At 73.8% G+C, this 20,549-nt stretch carries 14 protein-coding genes and 1 pseudogene; 7 read left to right on the forward strand and 8 right to left on the reverse strand.

What is annotated here, in order from left to right:
- Positions 1 to 21 precede the first annotated feature (21 nt).
- From LY05_RS13125 to LY05_RS13140, 4 genes and pseudogenes are all read left to right on the forward strand, one after another.
- Positions 22 to 1,287: pseudogene (locus LY05_RS13125) on the forward strand (glycosyltransferase); the annotation flags it as partial.
- Between the two features lie 203 nt (positions 1,288 to 1,490).
- On the forward strand, positions 1,491 to 2,663 hold the full coding sequence (locus LY05_RS13130; RefSeq protein ID WP_148923460.1) for a glycosyltransferase family 4 protein: 1,173 nt from the start codon (positions 1,491 to 1,493) through the stop codon (positions 2,661 to 2,663).
- Positions 2,654 to 3,274, forward strand: coding sequence for a histidine phosphatase family protein (locus LY05_RS13135; RefSeq protein WP_072747872.1), 621 nt, complete (start codon positions 2,654 to 2,656; stop codon positions 3,272 to 3,274). Before LY05_RS13130 ends, LY05_RS13135 begins: the two co-directional genes overlap by 10 nt.
- A gap of 88 nt (positions 3,275 to 3,362) precedes the next feature.
- Complete coding sequence (locus tag LY05_RS13140) at positions 3,363 to 4,487, forward strand: glycosyltransferase (RefSeq protein ID WP_148923461.1); 1,125 nt, start codon at positions 3,363 to 3,365, stop codon at positions 4,485 to 4,487.
- On the opposite strand, the gene LY05_RS13145 is transcribed toward LY05_RS13140, so the two are convergent.
- The 7 genes from LY05_RS13145 to LY05_RS13175 all read right to left on the reverse strand — a co-directional run bounded on the left by LY05_RS13145 (position 4,478) and on the right by LY05_RS13175 (position 13,864).
- Positions 4,478 to 5,671, reverse strand: a complete 1,194-nt coding sequence (locus LY05_RS13145; protein ID WP_428842406.1) for an ABC transporter permease — start codon at positions 5,669 to 5,671, stop codon at positions 4,478 to 4,480. The two genes, LY05_RS13140 and LY05_RS13145, sit on opposite strands and share 10 nt — an antisense overlap.
- Positions 5,668 to 6,690 (reverse strand): ABC transporter permease, encoded by a 1,023-nt coding sequence (locus LY05_RS13150; RefSeq protein WP_148923462.1) that lies wholly within the window; start codon positions 6,688 to 6,690, stop codon positions 5,668 to 5,670. The genes LY05_RS13145 and LY05_RS13150 overlap by 4 nt, the downstream gene beginning before the upstream one ends.
- Positions 6,691 to 6,747: 57 nt before the next feature.
- Positions 6,748 to 8,706: an ABC transporter substrate-binding protein gene (locus LY05_RS13155; RefSeq protein ID WP_148923463.1), complete on the reverse strand. Its 1,959-nt coding sequence runs from the start codon at positions 8,704 to 8,706 to the stop codon at positions 6,748 to 6,750.
- Positions 8,703 to 10,499, reverse strand: a complete 1,797-nt coding sequence (locus tag LY05_RS13160) for an ABC transporter ATP-binding protein (protein WP_148923464.1) — start codon at positions 10,497 to 10,499, stop codon at positions 8,703 to 8,705. Before LY05_RS13160 ends, LY05_RS13155 begins: the two co-directional genes overlap by 4 nt.
- Positions 10,500 to 10,707: 208 nt before the next feature.
- Positions 10,708 to 11,496, reverse strand: coding sequence for an alpha/beta hydrolase (locus tag LY05_RS13165; RefSeq protein ID WP_148923465.1), 789 nt, complete (start codon positions 11,494 to 11,496; stop codon positions 10,708 to 10,710).
- 45 nt (positions 11,497 to 11,541) lie between these two features.
- Entirely contained in the window at positions 11,542 to 12,738 is a 1,197-nt protein-coding gene (locus LY05_RS13170; protein WP_072747878.1) for a glycosyltransferase family 4 protein, read from the reverse strand.
- 361 nt (positions 12,739 to 13,099) lie between these two features.
- Positions 13,100 to 13,864 carry an enoyl-CoA hydratase-related protein gene (locus tag LY05_RS13175; RefSeq protein WP_072747879.1) on the reverse strand — a complete coding sequence of 255 codons (765 nt, stop codon included), beginning with the start codon at positions 13,862 to 13,864 and terminating at the stop codon, positions 13,100 to 13,102.
- A gap of 282 nt (positions 13,865 to 14,146) precedes the next feature.
- On the opposite strand from LY05_RS13175, the gene thrS reads away from it, so the two are divergent.
- The 3 genes from thrS to LY05_RS13190 all read left to right on the forward strand — a co-directional run bounded on the left by thrS (position 14,147) and on the right by LY05_RS13190 (position 18,382).
- On the forward strand, positions 14,147 to 16,090 hold the full coding sequence (gene thrS / locus LY05_RS13180; protein ID WP_148923466.1) for a threonine--tRNA ligase: 1,944 nt from the start codon (positions 14,147 to 14,149) through the stop codon (positions 16,088 to 16,090).
- 445 nt (positions 16,091 to 16,535) lie between these two features.
- Positions 16,536 to 18,065 (forward strand): hypothetical protein, encoded by a 1,530-nt coding sequence (locus LY05_RS13185; RefSeq protein WP_148923467.1) that lies wholly within the window; start codon positions 16,536 to 16,538, stop codon positions 18,063 to 18,065.
- Positions 18,062 to 18,382 (forward strand): hypothetical protein, encoded by a 321-nt coding sequence (locus tag LY05_RS13190; RefSeq protein WP_148923468.1) that lies wholly within the window; start codon positions 18,062 to 18,064, stop codon positions 18,380 to 18,382. The genes LY05_RS13185 and LY05_RS13190 overlap by 4 nt, the downstream gene beginning before the upstream one ends.
- 139 nt (positions 18,383 to 18,521) lie before the next feature.
- Here the strand turns inward: LY05_RS13190 and cobT are convergent, their stop codons facing one another.
- Positions 18,522 to 20,402, reverse strand: a complete 1,881-nt coding sequence (gene cobT, locus LY05_RS13195) for a cobaltochelatase subunit CobT (protein ID WP_148923469.1) — start codon at positions 20,400 to 20,402, stop codon at positions 18,522 to 18,524.
- Between the last annotated feature and the right edge of the window lie 147 nt (positions 20,403 to 20,549).

The raw sequence follows: 20,549 nt of genomic DNA on the forward strand, positions 1-20,549 counted from the left end.
GGCGCCCAGCCGCCGCAACCGATCGCCCCGTCGGCGCCCGACCCGGCGCCCCAGGCCCGGCCCGAGTCCGGCGGCCCCGCCCTGGCCGTCGTGGTCAAGGGCTATCCGCGTCTGTCCGAGACCTTCGTGGCGCAAGAGCTGGCCGCGCTCGAAGAGCGGGGCTTCGCCTTCGACATCTGGTCGCTGCGCCACCCCTACGACCCCAAGACCCATCCGCTGCATGCGCGGATCCGCGCGCGCCCGCGCTACCTGCCCGAATACCTGTATCAGGAGCCGCTGCGCGTGCTGCGCGCCCTGCGCCGCGCGCGCCGCCTGCCCGGCTTCGGGCGCGCGCTGCGGGTGTGGCTTGCCGATCTGCGGCGCGATCCGACTCCCAATCGCGGCCGACGCTTCGGCCAGGCCCTGGCGCTTGCGGCCGAGCTGCCCGAGAGCGTGCGCTTTCTCTACGCCCACTTCCTGCACACCCCCGCCTCGGTCGCCCGCTATGCGGCGCTGATGCGCGGGATCGGCTGGGGCGTGTCGGCCCATGCCAAGGACATCTGGACGATTCCCGAATGGGAAAAGCGCGAAAAGCTGGCCGAGGCGCGCTTTTGCGTCACCTGCACCGGATCGGGGGCGGCGCATCTGCGCGCGCTGGCGCCCGATCCGGCGCGGGTGGGGCTGCTTTATCACGGGCTGGACCTGAGCCGCTTCCCGCCGCCGCCTGCGCGCGCCCCCCATGACGGGCCGCTGCAGCTGCTGTCGGTCGGGCGGCTGGTGGCCAAGAAAGGCTACGACGACCTTCTGGCCGCGCTGGCGCGCCTGCCGGCGGGGCTCGAGTGGCGGCTGACGCATGTCGGCGGCGGACCGCTGGCCGACAAGCTGGCCGCGCAGGCGCGCGCGCTGGGAATCGCCGGGCGCATCGCCTGGCTGGGAAAGCGCGACCAGACCGAGGTCGTCGCGCTGATGCGCAAGGCCGATCTGTTCGTGCTGCCCTCGAAGATCGCCGCCGACGGCGACCGCGACGGGCTGCCCAACGTGTTGATGGAGGCCGCCAGCCAGGAGCTGCCCATCCTCTCCACCCGCGTCTCGGCCATTCCCGAGTTCATAGAGGACGGCGTGCATGGCGCGCTGGTCCCGCCGGCCGACCCCGATGCGCTGGCCGCGGCGCTGGCGCGTCTTGCGGCCGATCCCGAGGAACGGGCGCGCATGGCCCGCGCGGCGCGCGCGCGCCTCGAAGCCGAGTTCGGCATGCAGGCGGGCATCGACGCGCTGGCCGCGCGGCTGGAGGCCGCCCTGGCCGAGGCCGAAGCGGGCGCGGCGCCGGGCGCGGGGCCGACGGGCGCGGCTCAAGGCGCGGGAACGGGCGCCGCGCCGGACGCCTCGGCGCCCGCCGATCGCGCCGCCGCATGGCCGCGGCCGGGCGGCCGCGCGGCGGGGCGGGCCGCGGGCGCGGGGGCCCAGGCCGCCGCCAGGCGCGCCGGCCGCGCCGCGCCGCCCGGAGGCCGGGCATGAGCGCGCGCCCCCGCATCGCCTTCTACGCGCCCCTCAAGCCGCCCGATCATCCCGATCCCTCGGGCGATCGGCGCATCGCGCGGCTGACGATGAAGGCGCTCGAGCGGGCGGGCTTCGCGCCCTTCCTCGCCTCGGATCTGCGCACGCTGGACATGGCGGGCGACGCGCGCGTGCAGGCCGCCCTGGCCGACGAGGCCGCGCTCGAGATCGAGCGCCTGCTCGAAGACCTTGCGCCCGCGCCGCCGGCGCTCTGGTTCACCTATCACTGCTATTACAAGGCCCCCGACCTGATCGGGCCGCATGTGGCGCGGGCGCTGGGCATCCCTTACGCCATCTCCGAGGCCAGCCACGCGCCCAGCCGCCGCGCCGGCGCCTGGTCGCGCTTCGCCCGCGAATCCGAGCGCGCCATCCGCGCCGCGGACGTGGTGTTCTGGACCACGCGGCGCGATCTGCCGGGGCTCGAGCGGCTCGAGGGCCGGCGCGGGCGCCTGGCGCATCTGCCCGCCTTCACCGAACTGCCCGCCGACGCCGACCCCAACCCCGACGCCGCCCCGGCGCGGCCCGTTCCGACCGGGCCGCTGCGGCTGCTGACCGTGGCGATGATGCGGCCGGGCGACAAGCTGGCCTCGTATCGGCTGCTGGCGCGCGCCCTGTCCTGGATCGAGGATCGCGACTGGCGGCTGACGGTGGTGGGCGACGGCCCGCTGCGCGCCGAGGTCGAGGCGATGTTCGCTCCCTATGGCGCGCGCGTCGCCTTCGCCGGCGTCGTGCGCGAGCGCGCGCGCCTGCGCCGCATCTACCGCGCGCATGAGCTGTTCCTGTGGCCCGGCGTCGGCGAGGGCGTGGGCATGGCCTATCTCGAGGCGCAGGCCGAGGGGCTGCCCTGTCTGGCCGAGCGCCGCCCGGGTCCGGCCGACGTGGTGCACGCCGCGCCCTTGCCCGAGCCCGGGCCGAACGGCGATCCCGGCCCCTTCGGCCGCGCCCTGCGCGCGCTGACCTCGGATCGCGCGGCGCTGGCGCGCATGGGCCGGCAGGCGCAGGCCGAAGTGGGGCGGCGCCACTCGCTCGACGCGGCGGCGGCGCTGCTGCGCGGCGCGCTGGCGCCGCTCGCGGCCGGGCGCGCGGGCGAAGGCGGGGCGGGCGGGGCGGAGGGCGGCCCATGCCCGTGATCGGCCTGTTGCGCCATTTCCCCACCGAATGGAACGCCCGCGGCCTGCTGCAGGGGCGCAGCGATCAGCCCCTGTCGGCCGACTCGCGCGCGGCGCTGGCGCGGCTGCGCCTGCCGCCGGCCTGGCGGGCGGCCCGGGTGGTGTCCTCGCCGCTGGCGCGCGCGCGCCAGACCGCCGAGGCGCTGAGCGAGACGGGCCCGCCGCGGCTCGACCCCGACCTGGTCGAGATGGATTTCGGCGCGTGGGAGGGTTGCGCGGGCGCGGCGTTGCTGGCCGATCCGCTCAGCGGCTATCGTCCGGTCGAGGAATGGGGGTGGGACTTCGCCCCGCCCGGCGGCGAGACCCCGCGCGCCATGGCGCGCCGCCTGGCGCCGGCGCTGGCGCGCCTGGCCGCCGAGGCGGCCGAGGCGCCGCGCCTTGTGGTCGCGCATCGCGGGGTGATGCGCTGCATCCTGGCGCTGGCTTCGGGATGGCCCTATCGCGGCCCCGAGCCCTTTCGCATCAAGCGCGCGGCGGTCCATCCGGTGACGCTGGCCGATGACGGGCGTCCGCTGGCGTTCGGCGCGCCGGTCAAGCTGACGCCGCGCCTTGCGCCCGAGGCGGGCGCTTGAGGGCCGCTGCGCGCGCGGCGGCGGGGCGCGCACGCCTCCGCGGCGGGGGGCGGACATGGCTTGGGCGGCGCGCCATCGGAGGAAGGGCATGAGAGTCGCGTTGCTGGTCACGCATCTGATGGGGTCGGGGCACCTTCAGCGCATGCTGGCGGTGGCGCGGGCGCTGGCGCGGGCGGGCGCGCGGCCGACGGTGATCTCGGGCGGGCGGCCGCTGGCGCATCTGGACGCGGGCGGAGTCGAGCTGATCCAGCTGCCGCCCGTCAGCGCCGACGGGCTCGACTACAAGACCCTGCTGGGGCCGGACGGGCGGCCGGCGGATGCGGCGCTGATGGCCGCGCGCCGCGCCGCCATCGCGCGCGCGCTGAGCGCGCCGCCCCCCGATGCGCTGGTGGTCGAGCTTTACCCTTTCGGGCGCCGCCAGCTGGCCGAAGAGTTCGAAGCCGCCATCGCGGCCATGGCGCCAGGCGCGCCGGTGTTCTGCTCGATCCGCGACGTGCTCGAGCCGCCCAGGAAGCCCGCCCGCGTGGCCTGGACCATGGCGCGGCTGGAGCCGTTCCGCGCGATCCTGGCGCATGGCGATCCGGCGCTGACGCCGCTTTCGCTCAGCTGGCCCGAGGCCGACGCGCTGGCCGGCCGGCTGATCCACACCGGCTACGTCGCCGAGCCGCCGCCCCCCGCCGAGCCCGACGGCCCCGGCGCGGGCGAGGCGCTGGTGTCCGTGGGCGGCGGCGCGATCGGGCGCCGGCTGCTCGAGATGGCGGCGCTGGCGGCGCGCCGCTCGGCGCTGCGCTGGCGGCTGCTGGTGGGCGGCGCCGACGCGGCGGCCGAGGCCGCGCGGCTGGCGGCGCTGGGGCCGGCCCTGGCCGAGCCGGCGCGCCCCGATTACCGGCGGATGCTGGGGCGCGCGGCGGTGTCGGTCAGCCTGTGCGGCTACAACACCGCCGTCGAGGCGGCGCTCAGCCCCACCCCCGCGCTGCTCGTGCCCATGGAGGAGGGCGGCGAGCGCGAGCAGCTGATCCGCGCCCGCGCCTTCGCCGGGCTCGAGGGGATCGAGGTGCTGCGCATCGGCGATCTGACGCCCGAGCGTCTGGCGCGCGCCGCCGAGGCCGCCGCCGCGCGCCCGCGCCGCCCGGCGCGGCTGGCCGCCGACGGCGCGGCGCGCGCCGCCGAAACCATTCTGGCCACCTGCGCGGGCGCGCGCGCTCAGGAATAGGGATCGAGCGCGTCGCGCAGCCCGTCGCCCAGGAAATTGAACGCCAGCACCACCATCATCACCGGAACCATGGGCGCCAGCAGCCATGGGTAGATCTCGACCGCCGTCAGGTCGAGCGCGTCGTTGAGCATCAGCCCCCAGCTGACCGCCGGCGGCCGCAGCCCCAGCCCCAGCAGCGACAGCGCCGTCTCGCCCAGGATCATCGAGGGAATCGACAGCGTGGCCGAGGCCACCAGATGCGACATGAAGTTGGGCATCATGTGGCTCATGATGATGCGGCGCGTGGGGGCGCCCATCAGCTCGGCCGCGCGCACATAGTCCTCTTCGCGCAGTGACAGGAATTTCGAGCGCACCGCCCGCGCCAGCCCGGGCCAGTCGAGCAGCCCGAGGATGACCGAGATCATGAAGAACACCGACACCGGCCCCCAATTGGCCGGGATCGCCGCCGACAGCGCCAGCCAGATCGGCAGCTCGGGCAGCGAGCGGATGATCTCGATCGACCTTTGCACCGCCGCGTCGGTCCAGCCGCCGAAATAGCCCGCCAGCCCGCCCAGCGTCATGCCGATGGCGAACGAGATGACCACCCCGATCAGCCCGACGGTCAGGCTCAGCCGCGCGCCGTGCATGATGCGGCTGTGAATGTCGCGCCCCAGGCGGTCGGCGCCCAGCAGGTGCAGATCGGCGCCCTCGGGCGGGCAGAACAGGCGCATGTTGGTCTCGACCAGCCCCAGCAGCGTGTAGACCGGCCCGCAGCGCGCCAGAAAGCGCACCGGGCGCGGATCGTCCAGATCGGGGGTGAACACCGGCTGGAAGGTGTTCATGTCGATCTCGGAGCGCATGGGATAGGTGACGGCCAGATGCCCGTCCTTGAAGAACTCGACGGCCTGGGGCGGGGCGAATATGGCGTCGGGGTTGCGCTGGGCCGGATCGTAGGGCGCCAGGAAATCGACGAAGGGCAGCGCCAGGTAGATCGCCAGCAGATAGATCCCCGAGATCACCGCCAGGCGCCGGCGCCTGAAGCGCCGCCAGATCAGCGCGGCGGTCGAGGCGTCGAGGTCGCTGCGCTCGAGCGCCTGCACATCGGCGGCCGGGTCGTAGGGCTCGGCCGAGACGTAGTGCGCGTCGGGGTCCAGCATCGCCTCGCGCGCGGCGTCGGGGTCGGTCGCCTTGTCTGCGCGCGTCATGCGTTTCTTCCCGAAAAGCGGATGCGCGGATCGAGCGCGGCCAGCAGCAGATCCGAGATCAGCATGCCGACCAGCGTCAGCGCCGAAATGAAGAGCAGGATGAAGCCCGACAGGAAGTAGTCCTGGCTGCGCAGCGCGCCCAGCAGGATCGGGCCGATGGTCTGCAGCCCCATGACCAGCGACACCAGCACCGAACCCGAGACGAGCGAGGGCAGCATGTTCCCGATGTCGGCCACGAAGGGGTTGAGCGCCATGCGCAGCGGATACTTCACGATCGCCGCCGCCGGGCGCAGGCCCTTGGCGTAGGCGGTGACCACATAGGGCTTGGCCAGCTCGTCCAGCAGGTTGGCCCGCAGCCGCCGCACCATGGCCGCCATGCCCGAGGTGCCGATGACGATGATGGGCACGATCATGTGCGTGGCGATGTCGCGGATCTTCTCGAAGGTGAGGGGCGCGTCGGCCAGCTCCTTGCTGACCAGCCCGCCGACGGGCAGGCCCAGCCAGTGCGCACCCTTGTGATACAGGATCAGCGCCAGCAGGAAGTTGGGCGTGGCCAGCCCGATATAGCCGATGAAGGTGGCGATGTAGTCGATGGCCGAGTTGGCCTTGACCGCCGCCACCGTGCCCAGCGGCAGCGCCACCAGGTAGACGAAGAGAATGGCGAAGAGGTTGAGCGAGATGGTCATCCACAACGCCTCGCCCACGATGTCGGCGACCGGCGCGTCCAGCTCGAACGACCAGCCCAGGTCGCCCTGCAGGATGCCCGAGAAGCCGTTCGGGCCGGGCCAGAAGCCCATCCAGATCAGGTATTGCTTCCACAGCGGCTGGTCGAGGCCGTATTGCCGCATCAGGAACTCGGCCTTGGCGATCGAGCTGGCCTCGCCCGAGGCGCGCAGCTGCGCGATCTGGTTCGACAGGTAGTCGCCCGGCGGCAGGTTCACGACCCAGAAGATCAGCACGCTGACCAGCAGCAGCGTCCAGACCATGTGCCAGAGCCGGCGCAGGACATACTCAAGCATGGCGCCCTCCGCGCTTGCGGGCCGCGGCGCGCCCGAAGATGGCAAGGGGCGCGGCGCTCATGGCTCGTAGAAGAATTCGTCGATGCGGTGCACGCCCAGCTGCGCGCCTGGATCCCAGGCGTAGATGCCCTCGGCCGGCACGTTGCGCAGGCGCGTGTTGGCGATCACCGGCTGCGGCGCCATGTTCACGATGCCGATCGAGAAGACGTTGCGCGCGTGGATGTCCAGCATCTCGCGCCAGACGCGCGCGCGCGCGTCGCGGTCGGCAGCGCGGTTCCATTCCTTGAACAGCTCGAGCAGGCGCTGCCCCTCGGGGGTGTCGGGCGCCTGGCCCGAGCGGCCGCGGGTCTGGAAATGCTGCCCCCACATCGGCCAGCAGAAATTGGCCTGGTCCACCGGCGCGACGTCGGTCGGCGGGGTGTCGGGGTTGGGCAGGCCGTTGTTCCAGCCATACCACAGCGGCATCATGCTGCGCCCCTGATAGGCGGCGTTGCGCAGGATGTCGCGGTCGAGCGGTCGGTAGATCAGCCGCACGCCGACCTCGCGCCAGGTCTCGGCGACCAGCTCCATGGCGTCGGCCTCGACGGGGCGTTCGCCCGCGCTCTCGACCACGATCTCGAGCCGGCGCCCGTCGGGCAGAAGCCGCGTCCCGTCGCCGTCGCGCCTGTCCAGCCCCAGCTCGTCCAGAAGCGCCGAGGCCGCCGCCGGATCGTATTGCGCGAAGGCGCGGGCGTGGGCCTCGTCGTAGAAGGGCGAGGCGGGCAGGGCCGAGGTGGCCGCCTCGCGCGCCAGCCCGAAATAGAGCGAGCGGTTGATCGTGCGCCGGTCGATCGCCAGGCTGAGCGCGCGGCGAAAGCGCACGTCGCGCAGCAGGGCGCGGAAGGCGGGGTCCTCGTAGTTCAGGTTCGGGTGCAGCGCGATCTCGGACGCCGCCCCCGAGCGCCAGATCAGCGTGCGGTAGCCGCCCGTGCGCTCGCCCTTCTTGAGCACCGGCGCGTCCGAGAAGCTGAGCGTGCGCGCCTGCAGGTCGGCCTCGCCCAGCGTGATCTTCGACGGGATCAGCCCCGCCGCCGCGATGCCGGCATCCACCCGGTCGACATAGGGCAGCTGCAGCCCATGCGCGTCCACGCGGTGAAAATACGGGTTGCGCTCGAGCACATAGCGGTCCGAGTTGCGCTCCATGGTGTTGACCCAGGGCTGGAGCGTGGGCAGCGCGGGGTTGTCGAACTTGTACATGTCGTCGAGCCGGTTGTGCAGCTGCGCCCAGTTGCGCGTGCGGTATTCGCGCAGCAGCGGGGCCAGCTGTTCGGGCGCGACGTAGTCGGCGTGATAGCGCTTGAGGTAATGCGCGGGGCGGTAGATGAAGGGCGGGCGCGCCTGGGCCAGCGCCGGCAGGAAGCGCGGATTGGGCGCGCGCCACTCGTAGCGGATGGCCGTCTCGCTCAGCACCGTCACCTGGGGCGGCGCGCCGTCGACCAGCATCAGCTCGAGCGGCCCCGAGGGCGAAAGATGCGGGTTGTTGGCCACGTCCTCCCACCAGTAGCGGAAATCCTCGGTGGTGAAGGGGTGGCCGTCGGACCATTTGTGCCCCTTGCGCAGGTGCAGGGTGAAGACGCGCTCGTCCTCGACCTCGACCTCGCGCAGGATGTCGGGGCGCAGGTTGTATTCATGGTCCCAGCCGACCAGGCGCGCATAGCCGTAGACGACCATGTAGCGGATGTCGCGCGCGCGAGAGAACAGCGTGCGCAGCGTGCCGCCATGGCGGCCGAATGCGCGCCCCTTGGCGGCCAGATCCACCACCAGCGGCTCTTCGGGCAGGCGGGCGGCGACGGGGGGCAGGGCGCCCGAGGCCACGCGCGCCGCCAGGAAGGGCGGCTCGACCGGGGCGGGCGCGGCGCGCAGGATGCGCGGCAGCGCGCCCGCGGCGGCGGCCAGCGCGGCGCCGGCGGCCAGGGTCTGGCGGCGGCTCAGGCCCCGCGCGCGGGGGGCGGAGGGGTTCTCGCGATTGCGGGTCATGCTGCGCACCTGACTTGGCGGCCCGGTTCGACCTCGCGCAGCGGCGGCGCGCGGTCGCCCTCGTAGCGAAAGGGTTCGGGCCAGGTTTCGGGGTCGCCCGCGCCGCGCGCCACCGCCGCCAGGTCCAGCCTGCGGCCGGGATCGGGGGTGGGCGAGGCGGCGATGAGCGCCTTGGTGTAGGGGTGCCGCGGGTCGGCGAAGACGGCCGCGGCCGGCCCCTCTTCGACGACGCGGCCGCGGCGCATCACCGCCACGCGGTCGGCCAGATCGGCGACGACGGTCAGATCGTGGCTGATGAACAGGTAGCTCAGCCCCATCTCGTCGCGCAGCTGGCGCAGCAGGTCCAGCACCTGCGCCTGCACCGACACGTCCAGCGCCGAGGTCGGCTCGTCGCAGACCAGAAGCTCGGGCTGCAGCGCCAGCGCCCGCGCGATCGAGATGCGCTGGCGCTGCCCGCCCGAGAAGGCGTGGGGAAAGCGGCGCAGATGCTCGGGCGAGAGGCCGACCTTGCGCATCAGCTCGGCGGCGTGGGCGCGGCGCTCTTCGCGCGTGCCGATGCCGTGGATCTCGAGCGGCTCGGTGAGGATGTCGAGCACGCTCATCCGCGGCGAAAGCGCCGAATAGGGGTCCTGGAACACGATCTGCACCCGCCGGCGGAAGTCGCGCAGCTCGGCCCCGTCCAGCGCCGCCACGTCCAGCTCGCGCCCGTCGGCGCCGCGAAAGCCGATCTCGGCGCCGGGATCGGGGTCCTCGGCGCGCAGCATCAGCTTGGCGACGGTGGTCTTGCCCGAGCCGCTCTCGCCCACCAGGGCCAGCGTCTCGCCCCGGCCGATGGTCAGCGACACGTCCTGAACGGCGCGGATGACCGGCGGCGGCGCGCCGATGCCGCGCCGGCGCCCGCGATAGGTCTTGGACAGGTTGCGCGCCCAGAAGATCGGGTCGGCCGGCGCCGCCGAGGCCTCGGGGCGCGGCGCCGGAACATGGGGCGCGGCCACGATCAGCGCGCGCGTGTAGCCATGGCGCGGGTCGGTCAGGATGGTCTCGCACGGGCCAGATTCCACCACCTTGCCCTTGCGCATGACGGTCACCGAGTCGGCCATGTTGGCGACCACCCCCAGATCATGGGTGATCAGGATCATCGACATGCCCGTATCGTGCTGGAGCGTGCGGATCAGGTCCAGCACCTGCGCCTGGGTGGTGACGTCGAGCGCGGTGGTGGGCTCGTCGGCGATGACGAGGTCGGGCTCGCAGGCCATGGCCATGGCGATCATGGCGCGCTGGCGCAGGCCGCCCGACAGCTCGAACGGATAGGCCGACCAGGCGCGCTCGGGATCGGGGAAGCCGACCTGCTCGAACACCTCGAGGCAGCGCATGCGCGCCGCGTCGTTGCGCAGCTCGGTGTGCAGGCGCAGCGACTCGGACACCTGGTCGCCGATGGTGTGCAGCGGCGAGAGCGAGCTCATCGGCTCCTGGAAGATCATGGCGATGCGCCCGCCGCGGATGCGCCGCAGCTCGGCCGGGCGCATGGCCAGAAGGTCGCGCGGCGCCTCGGGCAGCCCGCCCGCGCCGCGCGCGGCGAACATGGCGCGCCCGCCCAGAACCGACGCCCCGCGCGGCAGGATGCCGATCAGCGCCTTGCCCGTCAGCGTCTTGCCCGAGCCGCTTTCGCCGACAAGCGCCAGCGTCTCGCCATGGCGCAGCGTGAAGCCGACATCCTCGACGACGCGCAGGCGGGCGTCGCCGAACCCTATCGTCAGTCCTTCGAGCGCCAGAAGCGGCGTCGCCTTGACCATGCCCCGTGACTCGCCCTCCCGCGATCGACCTTGCGGTCTTGTCGTTCCCGGCCCCGCGCGGGGCGCGGGGGCTTTGCGCCGAGCATGTCGCGCATCGGCCCGCGGGGCAACAGCGGCGAAGGATTTTTCCTGCGCGCGGCGCAGCTTTCGCGCCCCCGCCCGGCGCGGCGCCCGCGCGGCGGTGCGCCGGGCGGGCCGGCGCCCGCGGTCAGCGCCCCGCTTCGCGCGCGGCGGCGATGGCCTCTTCCAGCGTCTCGTCCAGAATGCGCAGCTCGCGCGGGCCGGAAAAGCGATGGTCGGCGCCCTTGACCAGCAACAGGCGGATGTCGGGCCCCTCGGCATGATCGAACAGGATGCGCGCGCGCTCGGGCGGCACGTCGACATCGGCCGAGCCCTGCAGCAGCCGCGTGGGGAAGGGCAGGGGCAGCGGAGCGCGCAGAACCAGATGGTCGCGCCCGTCCTCGATCAGGCGGCGCGTGATCACATAGGGCTCGTCGGAATACTCCGAGGGCAGCGCGACGCGGCCCGTGCGGGCCATCTCCTGGCGCTGGGCCTCGTCGAAGGCGGCCTCCATCCCGTCCAGCGTGAAGTCGGGCGCGGCGGCGATGCCGATCAGGGCGGCGACGCGCTCGGGCGCCTCGCGCGCCAGCAACAGCGCGATCCACCCGCCCATGGACGAGCCCACCAGCACCTGCGGCCCCTCGGTCAGGGCGGCGATGGCGTCGCGCGCGTCGCGCAGCCAGTCGCCGATGCAGCCATCCTCGAAGCGGCCCGAGCTTTGCCCGTGCCCGGTGTAGTCGAAGCGCAGGAAGGCGCGCCCGCGCGCGCGGCAGCGCTCTTCGAGAAAGGCGGCCTTGGTCCCGGTCATGTCCGAGCGGAAGCCGCCCAGAAACACCACCCCCGGCGCCCCCGCCCCGGCGTCGGGCGTGCGGCGATAGGCGATGCGCCGCCCGTCGGCGGTTTCGAGGAAGTCGGGCCGGTCTTCGGCGTCGGTCATCTCGCGCTCCTTCTCGGTTGCGTTCCTTCTCTCGCGCGGGCCCGGTCAGCGCCGCCCGCGCTCGGCCAGAACCTGGCGGTAGACCTCGAGCGTCTGGGCCGTCAGGCGCCCGACGGTGTGTTCGCTGCGCACCCACGCGCTGGCGCGCGCGCCCATGGCGGCGCGGCGCTCGGGGGGCATGGTCATCAGCTCGAGCAGCGCGCGGGTCAGGTCCTCGACGTCGTTGCCGCGAAAGTTCAGCCCCGTCGCCTGATCCTCGGGCCAGCGCGGCGGGGCGCGCACCACCTCGACCCCCGGCCCGATGTCGGACACCGCCACGGGCACGCCCATGGCCTGCGATTCGAGCATGGCGCGCTGGTAGCCCTCGGGGGCCGTCGCGGCCGAGACCGAGATGTCGGCCGCCGCATAGGCCAGGGGCATGTCCTCGAGATGGCCGACGAAGCGCACCGCGTCCTCGAGCCCGAGGGCGCGGATGCGCGCGGCCACCTCGTCGCGATAGGCGGTCTTGCCCTGGTCGTCGCCGGCGAAGATCATCGCGAAGGGCGGCGCGCCGGGGTCGCGGCGCAGGCGCGCGGCGGCTTCGACCATCAGGTGCTGGCCCTTGCGGCGCGAGATGCGCCCCGCCAGCAGGATCGCCATGGTTCCCGGGCCGACGCCCCAGCTTTCGCGCAGGCGCGCCCGCGCGGCGGGGTCGATGCGCGCCGGGTCGAACCGCTCGGGGTCCACCGCGCGATGGATGACGACGATGCGCCCCTCGGGCGGGGCGTGATGGCGGCGGATGTCCTCGGCGATCCACTCGGACACGGCGATGACGCGGTCGGCGCGGGCCATGACGCCGTTGTAGAAGTTCTTGAGCCGGTTCTGCGCCCGGTAGCCGCTGTGATAGGTGGCGACGAAGGCGCAGCCGGTCAGCCGCGCGGCCAGAAGGCAGCTCCAGGCCGGGGCGCGGCTGCGCGCGTGGATCACCTGAACGCCGTTGGCGCGGCAAAAGCGCGCGATGCGCAGCGCGTTGGCCAGGATGCGCGCGGGGTTCTTCGTCGCCACCGGCGCCGTCACATGCGTCGCCCCCGCGCGCTCGAGCGCCGCGACCATGCGCCCGCCCTCGGACATGACGAAGGCGCGCCCGCCGGCCCGGGTCAGGGCCTCGGCGACCTGAAGCGCGCCCAGCTCGGCGCCGCCGGACTTCATCGCCGGAATCACCTGAAGCACCGTCGGCGGCGCGTTCTCTGCTCGATCGGTCATGCGCCTCTCCCGCCATCGGGCGCGGCCGGCCCGGCCCCGCCTGCCGCAAGGCCATAGCCCATGCGCGGCGGGCGCGTCCATGGGGCGAAGGCGAATCCGGGCCCCTGCGCCGCATGATCGGCGCGCCGCCCCCCGATCGGTCGCGGACGGGGGCGCCGCCTTGTGGCGCGGGCGAAGGCGGGGCGAGGGACGGGCGCCCGGGCGGCGGCGCCGGGCGGCGGGCCTTCGCCCCCTCGGCGGCTCGACGCGGGCGCGGGGCCCGGGCTGCCCGCTCGACCGGCCCGCCGGCGCTCGCGCACCCGCCTTCGCCGCTTCGCACCGGGGCCCGCGTCCATCGCGGCGCCGGCCCTCGCGCCCGCGTTCAGCCGAGCTTCGAGAAATCGGGCGGGCGGCGCTCCATGAACGCGGCGAAGGCCTCGCGCGCCTCGGCCGACATGAGCCGCTCGCCGAAGATCGCGCTTTCGCGTCCGATGCGCTCGAGCAGCGCGTCCGAGTCGCGCATCAGCGCCTTGGTCGCCGCCACCGCGCCGCGCGGCAGGCGGGCGATGCGCCGGCAGGCCTCGCGCGCCGCCTCGTCGAGGCGCTCGGCGGGCAGGGCGCGGTTGGCCACGCCCAGCCGCGCCGCCTCGGCGCCCGACAGCGCCTCGCCCAGCACGAACATCTCGAAGGCGCGGGCATGCCCGATGCGCGCGGGCAACAGGATCGAGGACGCCGCCTCGGGCGTCAGGCCCAGCCCCACGAAGGGCGTGGACAGGCGCGCATCCTCGGCGACGAACACCAGGTCGCAGTGCAGCAGCATCGTCGTGCCCAGGCCCACCGCCACGCCCGGCACGGCGGCGACCAGCGGCTTGCGCGCCGCGGCCAGCTTCTGGATGAACACGCCGGCCAGGGGCGGGCGCCCGCTGGCGGCGGCGGCGGCGAAATCGGCGATGTCGTTGCCCGCGGTGAAGTCGGGCCCGCTCGAGCGGAACAGCGCCACGCGCGCCGCGTCGTCGGCGTCGAGGCGGTCCATCGCCTCGTTCATCGCCGCATACATCGCCTGCGAAAGGGCGTTCTTCTTGTCGGGGCGGTCCAGCGTGATCTCCATCACGCCGTCCTCGAGGACGACCTTCACATGTTCGCTCATCGCTTGCTCCTGCTCTGCTTCGCGGGCGCCGCGGCGGTCGGGCGCGCGGCCCGGCCATGCGCGCGCGGCGCGGCGCGGCCTTGCGCGCGGGCGTGCGCCCCGCGGCTTTCGGCGCCAGCCGAGCACGGCGCGGGCGCGCGCGCAACCGCGACGTGGCGGCGCCCGGCGGCGCGCGCCGCTTGACTTCGCCGCGCCCCCTCATAAGGTGCGCCCGACCGCCCGGAGACCGGCTCCGGGCCGCATTCCGGAGATCGCAAGATGGACGACGCGCGCGCTTCCCGCATGGTGACCCTCACCCTGCCCGACGGCGCCGCGCGGACCTATCCCGCCGGCGTGACCGCGGCCGACGTGGCGAAGGACATCTCGAAATCGCTGGCCAAGGCGGCGCTGGCCGCGCGCGTGGACGGCGAGCTGGTCGACCTGTCGCGCCCCATCGAGCGCGACGCGCGGCTCGAGATCGTCACCATCGAGGACGACGCCGCGCTGGAGCTGATCCGTCACGACCTGGCGCACATCATGGCCCGCGCGGTGCAGGAGCTGTGGCCCGACGTCAAGGTCACCATCGGCCCGGTGGTCGAGCACGGCTGGTATTACGACTTCGACCGCGCCGAGCCCTTCACCCCCGCCGATCTGGAGCTGATCGAGAAGCGCATGCGCGAGATCATCGCCCGCCGCGACCCGGTCCGCACCGAGGTCTGGGACCGCGAGCGCGCCATCCGCTTCTACGAAGAGAACGACGAGCCCTACAAGGTCGAGCTGGTCGGCATGATCCCCGAGGGCGAGCCGATCCGCATGTATTGGCACGGCGACTGGCAGGATCTGTGCCGCGGCCCGCACCTGGTCCATACGGGGCAGGTTCCCGCCGACGGCTTCAAGCTGACCCATGTCGCGGGCGCCTACTGGCGCGGCGATCACCGCAACAAGATGCTCCAGCGCATCTACGGGGTGGGCTTCCGCTCGCGCAAGGACCTGAAGGCCTATCTCGACATGCTCGAGGAGGCCGCCCGCCGCGACCATCGGCGCCTTGGGCGCGAGATGGAGCTCTTCCACATGCAGGAAGAGGCGCCGGGCATGGTCTTCTGGCACCCCAGGGGATGGACGGTCTACCGCACCTTGCAGGACTACATGCGCCGGCGCCTCGACGCCGCCGGCTACAAGGAGATCCGCACCCCCGAGGTGGTGGACCGCAAGCTGTGGGAGGCCTCGGGGCACTGGGACAAATACCGTGAGAACATGTTCATCACGGAGATCGACGAGGAGCACGCCAACGAAAAGCGCGTGAACGCCCTCAAGCCCATGAACTGCCCGTGCCATGTGCAGGTGTTCAACCAGGGGCTCAAATCCTATCGCGACCTGCCGCTGCGCCTGGCCGAATTCGGCTCGTGCCACCGCTACGAAAGCTCGGGCTCGATGCACGGGCTGATGCGCGTGCGCGGCTTCGTGCAGGACGACGCGCACATCTTCTGCACCGAGGACCAGATCGAGCAGGAAACCGCCGCCTTCATCTCGCTGCTGGGCTCGGTCTATCGCGACCTGGGCTTCGAGAGCTTCGACATCAAGTTCTCGACCCGCCCCGAGGTGCGCGCCGGCTCGGACGAGATCTGGGACAAGGCCGAGGCCGCGCTCGAGGCGGCGGTGCGCAAGGTGACCGACGATTTCGAGATCGACCCCGGCGAGGGCGCCTTCTACGGCCCCAAGCTGGACTTCAAGCTGACCGACGCCATCGGGCGCGAGTGGCAGTGCGGCACCTTCCAGTGCGACTTCGTGCTGCCCGAGCGGCTGGGCGCCGAGTATGTGGGCGCCGACGACAAGCGTCACCGCCCGGTCATGTTGCACCGCGCCATCCTGGGCAGCTTCGAGCGCTTCATCGGCATCCTGATCGAGAACCACGCCGGCCGCTTCCCGATGTGGCTGGCGCCGGTGCAGGCGGTGGTGGCCACCATCACCTCGGACGCCGACGATTATGCGCGCGAGGTCGCGGCCACGCTGCGCGCCGCCGGGCTGCGGGTCGAGACCGATCTGCGCAACGAGAAGATCAACTACAAGGTCCGCGAGCACTCGCTGGCCAAGACGCCCGCCATCATCGCCGTCGGCCGGCAGGAGGTCGAGAACCGCGCCGTCGCCGTGCGTCGCCTGGGCGAGAAGGGGCAGCGCGTCATGCCCCTGGCCGAGGCGGCCGCCGCCCTGGCCGAAGAGGCCACGCCCCCCGACCTGCGCCGCGCCTGACCGCGCGGCGGCGACGCGCGGATCCGGCGGACGGGCGCGCCCGCTTCAGGCCGCGATCCGCGCCGCGGCGTCAGGCCGGGGGCGGGCGTCTTGCCCCGGGCGGCGGCGGGAGGCTCCGCGTTGTCTAGCGCTGCGTCGCAAGGGGCGGCCGTTCTTCCTCAGGGCGCCGGAGCCCTCGGCGGCGCCGCGCCTGCGCCCCAGGCGCCGCCGCGCCGACCGCCGCGCAAGATCCGGCACAAGGCCCGGCCGCCGGCCGCGCCGATCCGTGCGGGCGGGGCGGCGAGGCAATGCGCGGCGGAACGGGGCGCGCCGCGCCCATGCGCGCGTCGGCGCGTTGCCGCCGGGGGCTGCGCTTGACCGCGCCGCCGCTTTCGGGCAGGCACGAAGGCGCGCGCCCGCCTCAAGGCGGCGGCGCGCGCGCGTAACCAATCGGGGAGCGGCGTTCATGTCCAGCGCATCCCATCCCGCGACGCCGCCGGCCGCGTCGGCGCGGCGCGACGGCGCCTTCGCCGCGGCGGGCGCGATCTTTCTGGCGCTGACCGCGGCTGCGGCGGCCTGGCATCTGCGCCGCCTTGGCGCGCCGGCCTGGCCGCTGGACGACGCCTACATCACCCTGCACAACGCCCGCGCGCTGATCGAGGGCGACCCCTCCTTTCCCGGCGTTCCGGCCCTGTTCGGCGCGACAAGCCTTCTGCACACGCTGGCCGTCGCCGCGGGGCATCTGGCCGGAAGCGCCGAGTGGGCCTTGTGGGCGCTGAGCTGGGCGGCGGTGGCGCTGTCGGGGCTGGGCGTTCTGGCGGCGGGCCGGGCGCTGGGCCTTGGCGCGGGCTGGAGCCTGGCGCTGGCGCTGGCGGCGGTGTTCGCGGGGCGCTTCTACTACGTGATGCTCAACGGGCTCGAGACCGGCTGGGTCTTCGCCATCGTCATCTGGATGCTGGCGCTGGCGGCGCGCGATCCCTTCTCGCGCGGGGCGGCGCTCTTGTGCGGCCTGGCGCCTTTCGTGCGGCCCGAGCTCGGCGCGGTCTCGGCGGCGCTGATGCTGGGCATGCTGAGCGACGCGCGGCGCGAGGGACGGCGCGCCGAGGCGCTGCGCGCGCTGGCCTGGTGCGTGGCGCCGGCCTCGGCGCTGCTGGCGGCGCAGTGGAGCCTGTCGGGCGCGCCGCTGCCGCGCACCGGCTTTGCCAAGCGGGCCTTCTTCGCCCAGCCGCAACTGGGCCCGTGGATTCCGAGGGCCTACTTCGCGGCCAAGGCGTTGGAGTTCATTGCGGGAACCAGCGGCCTCATGCTGGCCCTGGCGGCGGCGCGCGGGCCCGTCGCGCGGCGCGCCACGCTGGCGGCGCTGGCGCTCATCGCGGCGATGGCGGCGCTCTACCCGGTCGTCTCGATCCAGAACGGCAAGCGGCTGCTGTGGGTCTTTCTGCCCATCGCGGCCTTCGCGCTGGCCTCGCGCGCCGCATCGGGGCGCGGCGCGGTCCCGGCGCGCGTCTTCATCGCACTGGCGCTGGCGGCGACGGCGGCGGGGTTTTTCTTCAAGGCCCCGATCGATCTGCGGCTGATCGGCGACCAGCGCGCGCGCCTTCAGGCGACGGCGCGCTGGATCGAGCGCAACCTCGATCCCTCGGCGCCGCTACTGCTGCACGATGTGGGCCATGTCGCCTGGGCGACCGACCTGCCGCTGGTGGACCTGGTGGGTCTCAAGACCCCGTTCAGCCAGAAGGTGCACGCCCGCCTGACGGCCCGGCGCGGCCCCGAGGCGGTTCCCGAGGCGACCGAGATCATCGCCCGGCGCTTTGGCGCGCGCACCATGCTCACGCTCGAGGACTGGGAGGCGGGGTTCCGCTTCGCCGAGGGGCTGCGTGCGCGCGGCTGGCGCGTGACGCGGCTGTCGCACGAGAATCTGGGCGGCTATGTTTTTCATGCCATCGTCCCGCCCGAAGAGGCGGCGGGCGGCGCGACGGAGGAGGATGCGCGATGATCCTGCGCCTTGGGGGGCTGCTGCTGATCGGCCTGGCGGCGACGCTGGCCGCGCTGGACCTGACCGAGCAGGGCGGCGGGGCCGGGCGCGGCGCGTTCCGTTCGCTGGGCGAGTTCTGGTTCGCCGTCCACCGCGAAAGCCTGATCGGGTTGCAGTCGGGCATCGAGAACCGCGCCGATCCCGCGATATGGGCCGCGATCGAGCCGGCGCTGCATCTGCCCGCCGCGCCGGTTCTGGGGGCGGCGGGGGTGGTCCTGCTGGCGCTGGGCATGGCGCTGAAGATCCGCCGAGCGCACAAGCGGGCGCGCCGCATCTGACGCGGCGCCATCCTGCACGGGGCCATCCGACGCGGCGCCATCCTGCACGGGGCCATCCGACGCGGGGCCTGGGGCGCGGCGCTGCGGGCCGGGCGCGTCGCGCGGGACCGGGGCCGTGCGTCGTCCGGCGCGGGCCGGCTCAGGCGATGCGGCGCCGGGGCGCCCCGCGCCGCTGGGCGCGGGCGGCGGCGTGGGGGTCGGCCTCGAACAGCGCGGCCAGCTGCTCGGTCATCGCGCCGCCCAGCTGCTCGACATCGGTGATGGTCACCGCGCGCTGGTAATAGCGGGTGACGTCGTGGCCGATGCCGATGGCCAGCAGCTCGATCTGGCGGCGGCGTTCGATCATGGCGATGACGTCGCGCAGGTGCTTCTCGAGATAGTTCGAGGGATTGACCGAAAGCGTCGAGTCGTCGACCGGCGCGCCGTCCGAGATGACCATCAGGATCTTGCGCTGCTCGGGCCGCGCCAGAAGGCGGCGGGCGGCCCATTCGACGGCTTCGCCGTCGATGTTCTCCTTGAGCAGGCCTTCCTTCATCATCAGGCCCAGATTGGCCCGCGCGCGCCGCCAGGGGGCGTCGGCGCTCTTGTAGACGATGTGGCGCAGATCGTTCAGCCGCCCGGGCTGACCCGGCCGGCCGACGCGCAGCCACTCTTCGCGCGACTGACCGCCCTTCCAGGCGCGGGTGGTGAAGCCCAGCACCTCGACCTTGACCTGGCAGCGCTCGAGCGTGCGCGCCAGGATGTCGGCGCAGATCGCCGCGATCGAGATCGGCCGTCCGCGCATCGACCCCGAATTGTCGATGAGCAGCGTGACGATGGTGTCGCGGAACTCGGCGTCCTTCTCGACCTTGAAGCTGAGCGGGGTGGTGGGGTTGGCCACCACGCGCGCCAGGCGCGCGGCGTCGAGCGCGCCCTCTTCCTGGTCGAACAGCCACGAGCGGTTCTGCCGCGCCTGCAGGCGGCGCTGAAGCCGGTTCGCCAGCCGGCCCACCGCGCCGCGCAGCGGCGCCAGCTGCTGGTCCAGATAGCCGCGCAGCCGCGTCAGCTCGGCCGGCTCGGCCAGATCGGCGGCGTCGACCACCTCGTCGAAAGCGGTGGTGAAGGCCTTGTAGAGCGGGTCGGCCTCGGACAAGGGCGGCGGCGCCTGGGGCTCGGCGGGGGGCTCGCCATCCTCGGCGGCGGCCTCGTCGTTCAGATCGGCGTCGTCGTCCTCTTCGCTCGAGACCTCGGCCGAGGGGGCCGCGCGGTCCTCGGCGCCCTGCTCGTCGGGCGCGTCGTCCTGATCCTGATCGGCCTGCTCCTGGCCGCCCTCCTGGTCCTGATCGGGCGAGTCCTCCTGCGACTGCTCGTCATCCTCGTCCTCGCCCTGGTCGGGGTCCTCGCCCAGCTCTTCGCCATAGCCCAGATCGGCGATGACCTGCCGGGCCAGGCGCGCGAAGGCGGCCTGATCGTCAAGCGCGGCGACGGCGGCGCGCAGCGCCTCGGGCGAGCTGGCCTCGAGCCGCGGGCCCAGCAGCTCGAGCACCCGCCGCGCGCCCTCGGGCAGGGGGCGGCCCGTGGCCAGCGCGCGCACCATCAGCCCGGCGGCCTCGGGCAGGGGCGCCTCGTCGGGGCCGCGCAGCTCGGCATAGCCCTTGCGCGCGGCCTCGTCCGCCAGGCGCGCGTCCAGATTGGCCGCAACGCCCGGCATGGCCCGCGCGCCCAGCGATTCGCAGCGCGCCGTCTCCATCGCGTCGAAGATGGCGCGGGCCGTCTCGCCCTGCGGGCGATAGCGCGCCGCGGCGGCGGGGTCGTGGAAGCGGCGGCGCAGGGCGTAGGCGTCCGAGGCGCCGCGCGCCAGCATGACCTCGGCGCGGCTCATGGCGCGCGAGATCTGCGGCAGGCGGACCGAGTCGTTCGCCATGCCCGGCGGATCGACCGAGAAGGTCACGGTCAGGTCGGGCTCGTTGGCCAGCGCGCGGGTCGTTTCGGTGAGCGCCTTCTTGAAGGGCTCGGCGGGGTTGTCGGACCGTGTGGGCATGATCGGATGCTGCGCTCCGCGGCGGGAAAGGGCAAGTCTTCGCATCAGACTTAGGGGCTGCGGCCCCTTGTGTCGAGCGGGCGCCGCGGCCCGTCCGCCGTGGCGGGCGCCGGCGCGGCATGCGCCCCGAGCGCGGGTCGAACGGGG

The sequence above is a fragment of the Oceanicella actignis genome (assembly GCF_008124525.1).
Classification (GTDB): domain Bacteria; phylum Pseudomonadota; class Alphaproteobacteria; order Rhodobacterales; family Rhodobacteraceae; genus Oceanicella; species Oceanicella actignis.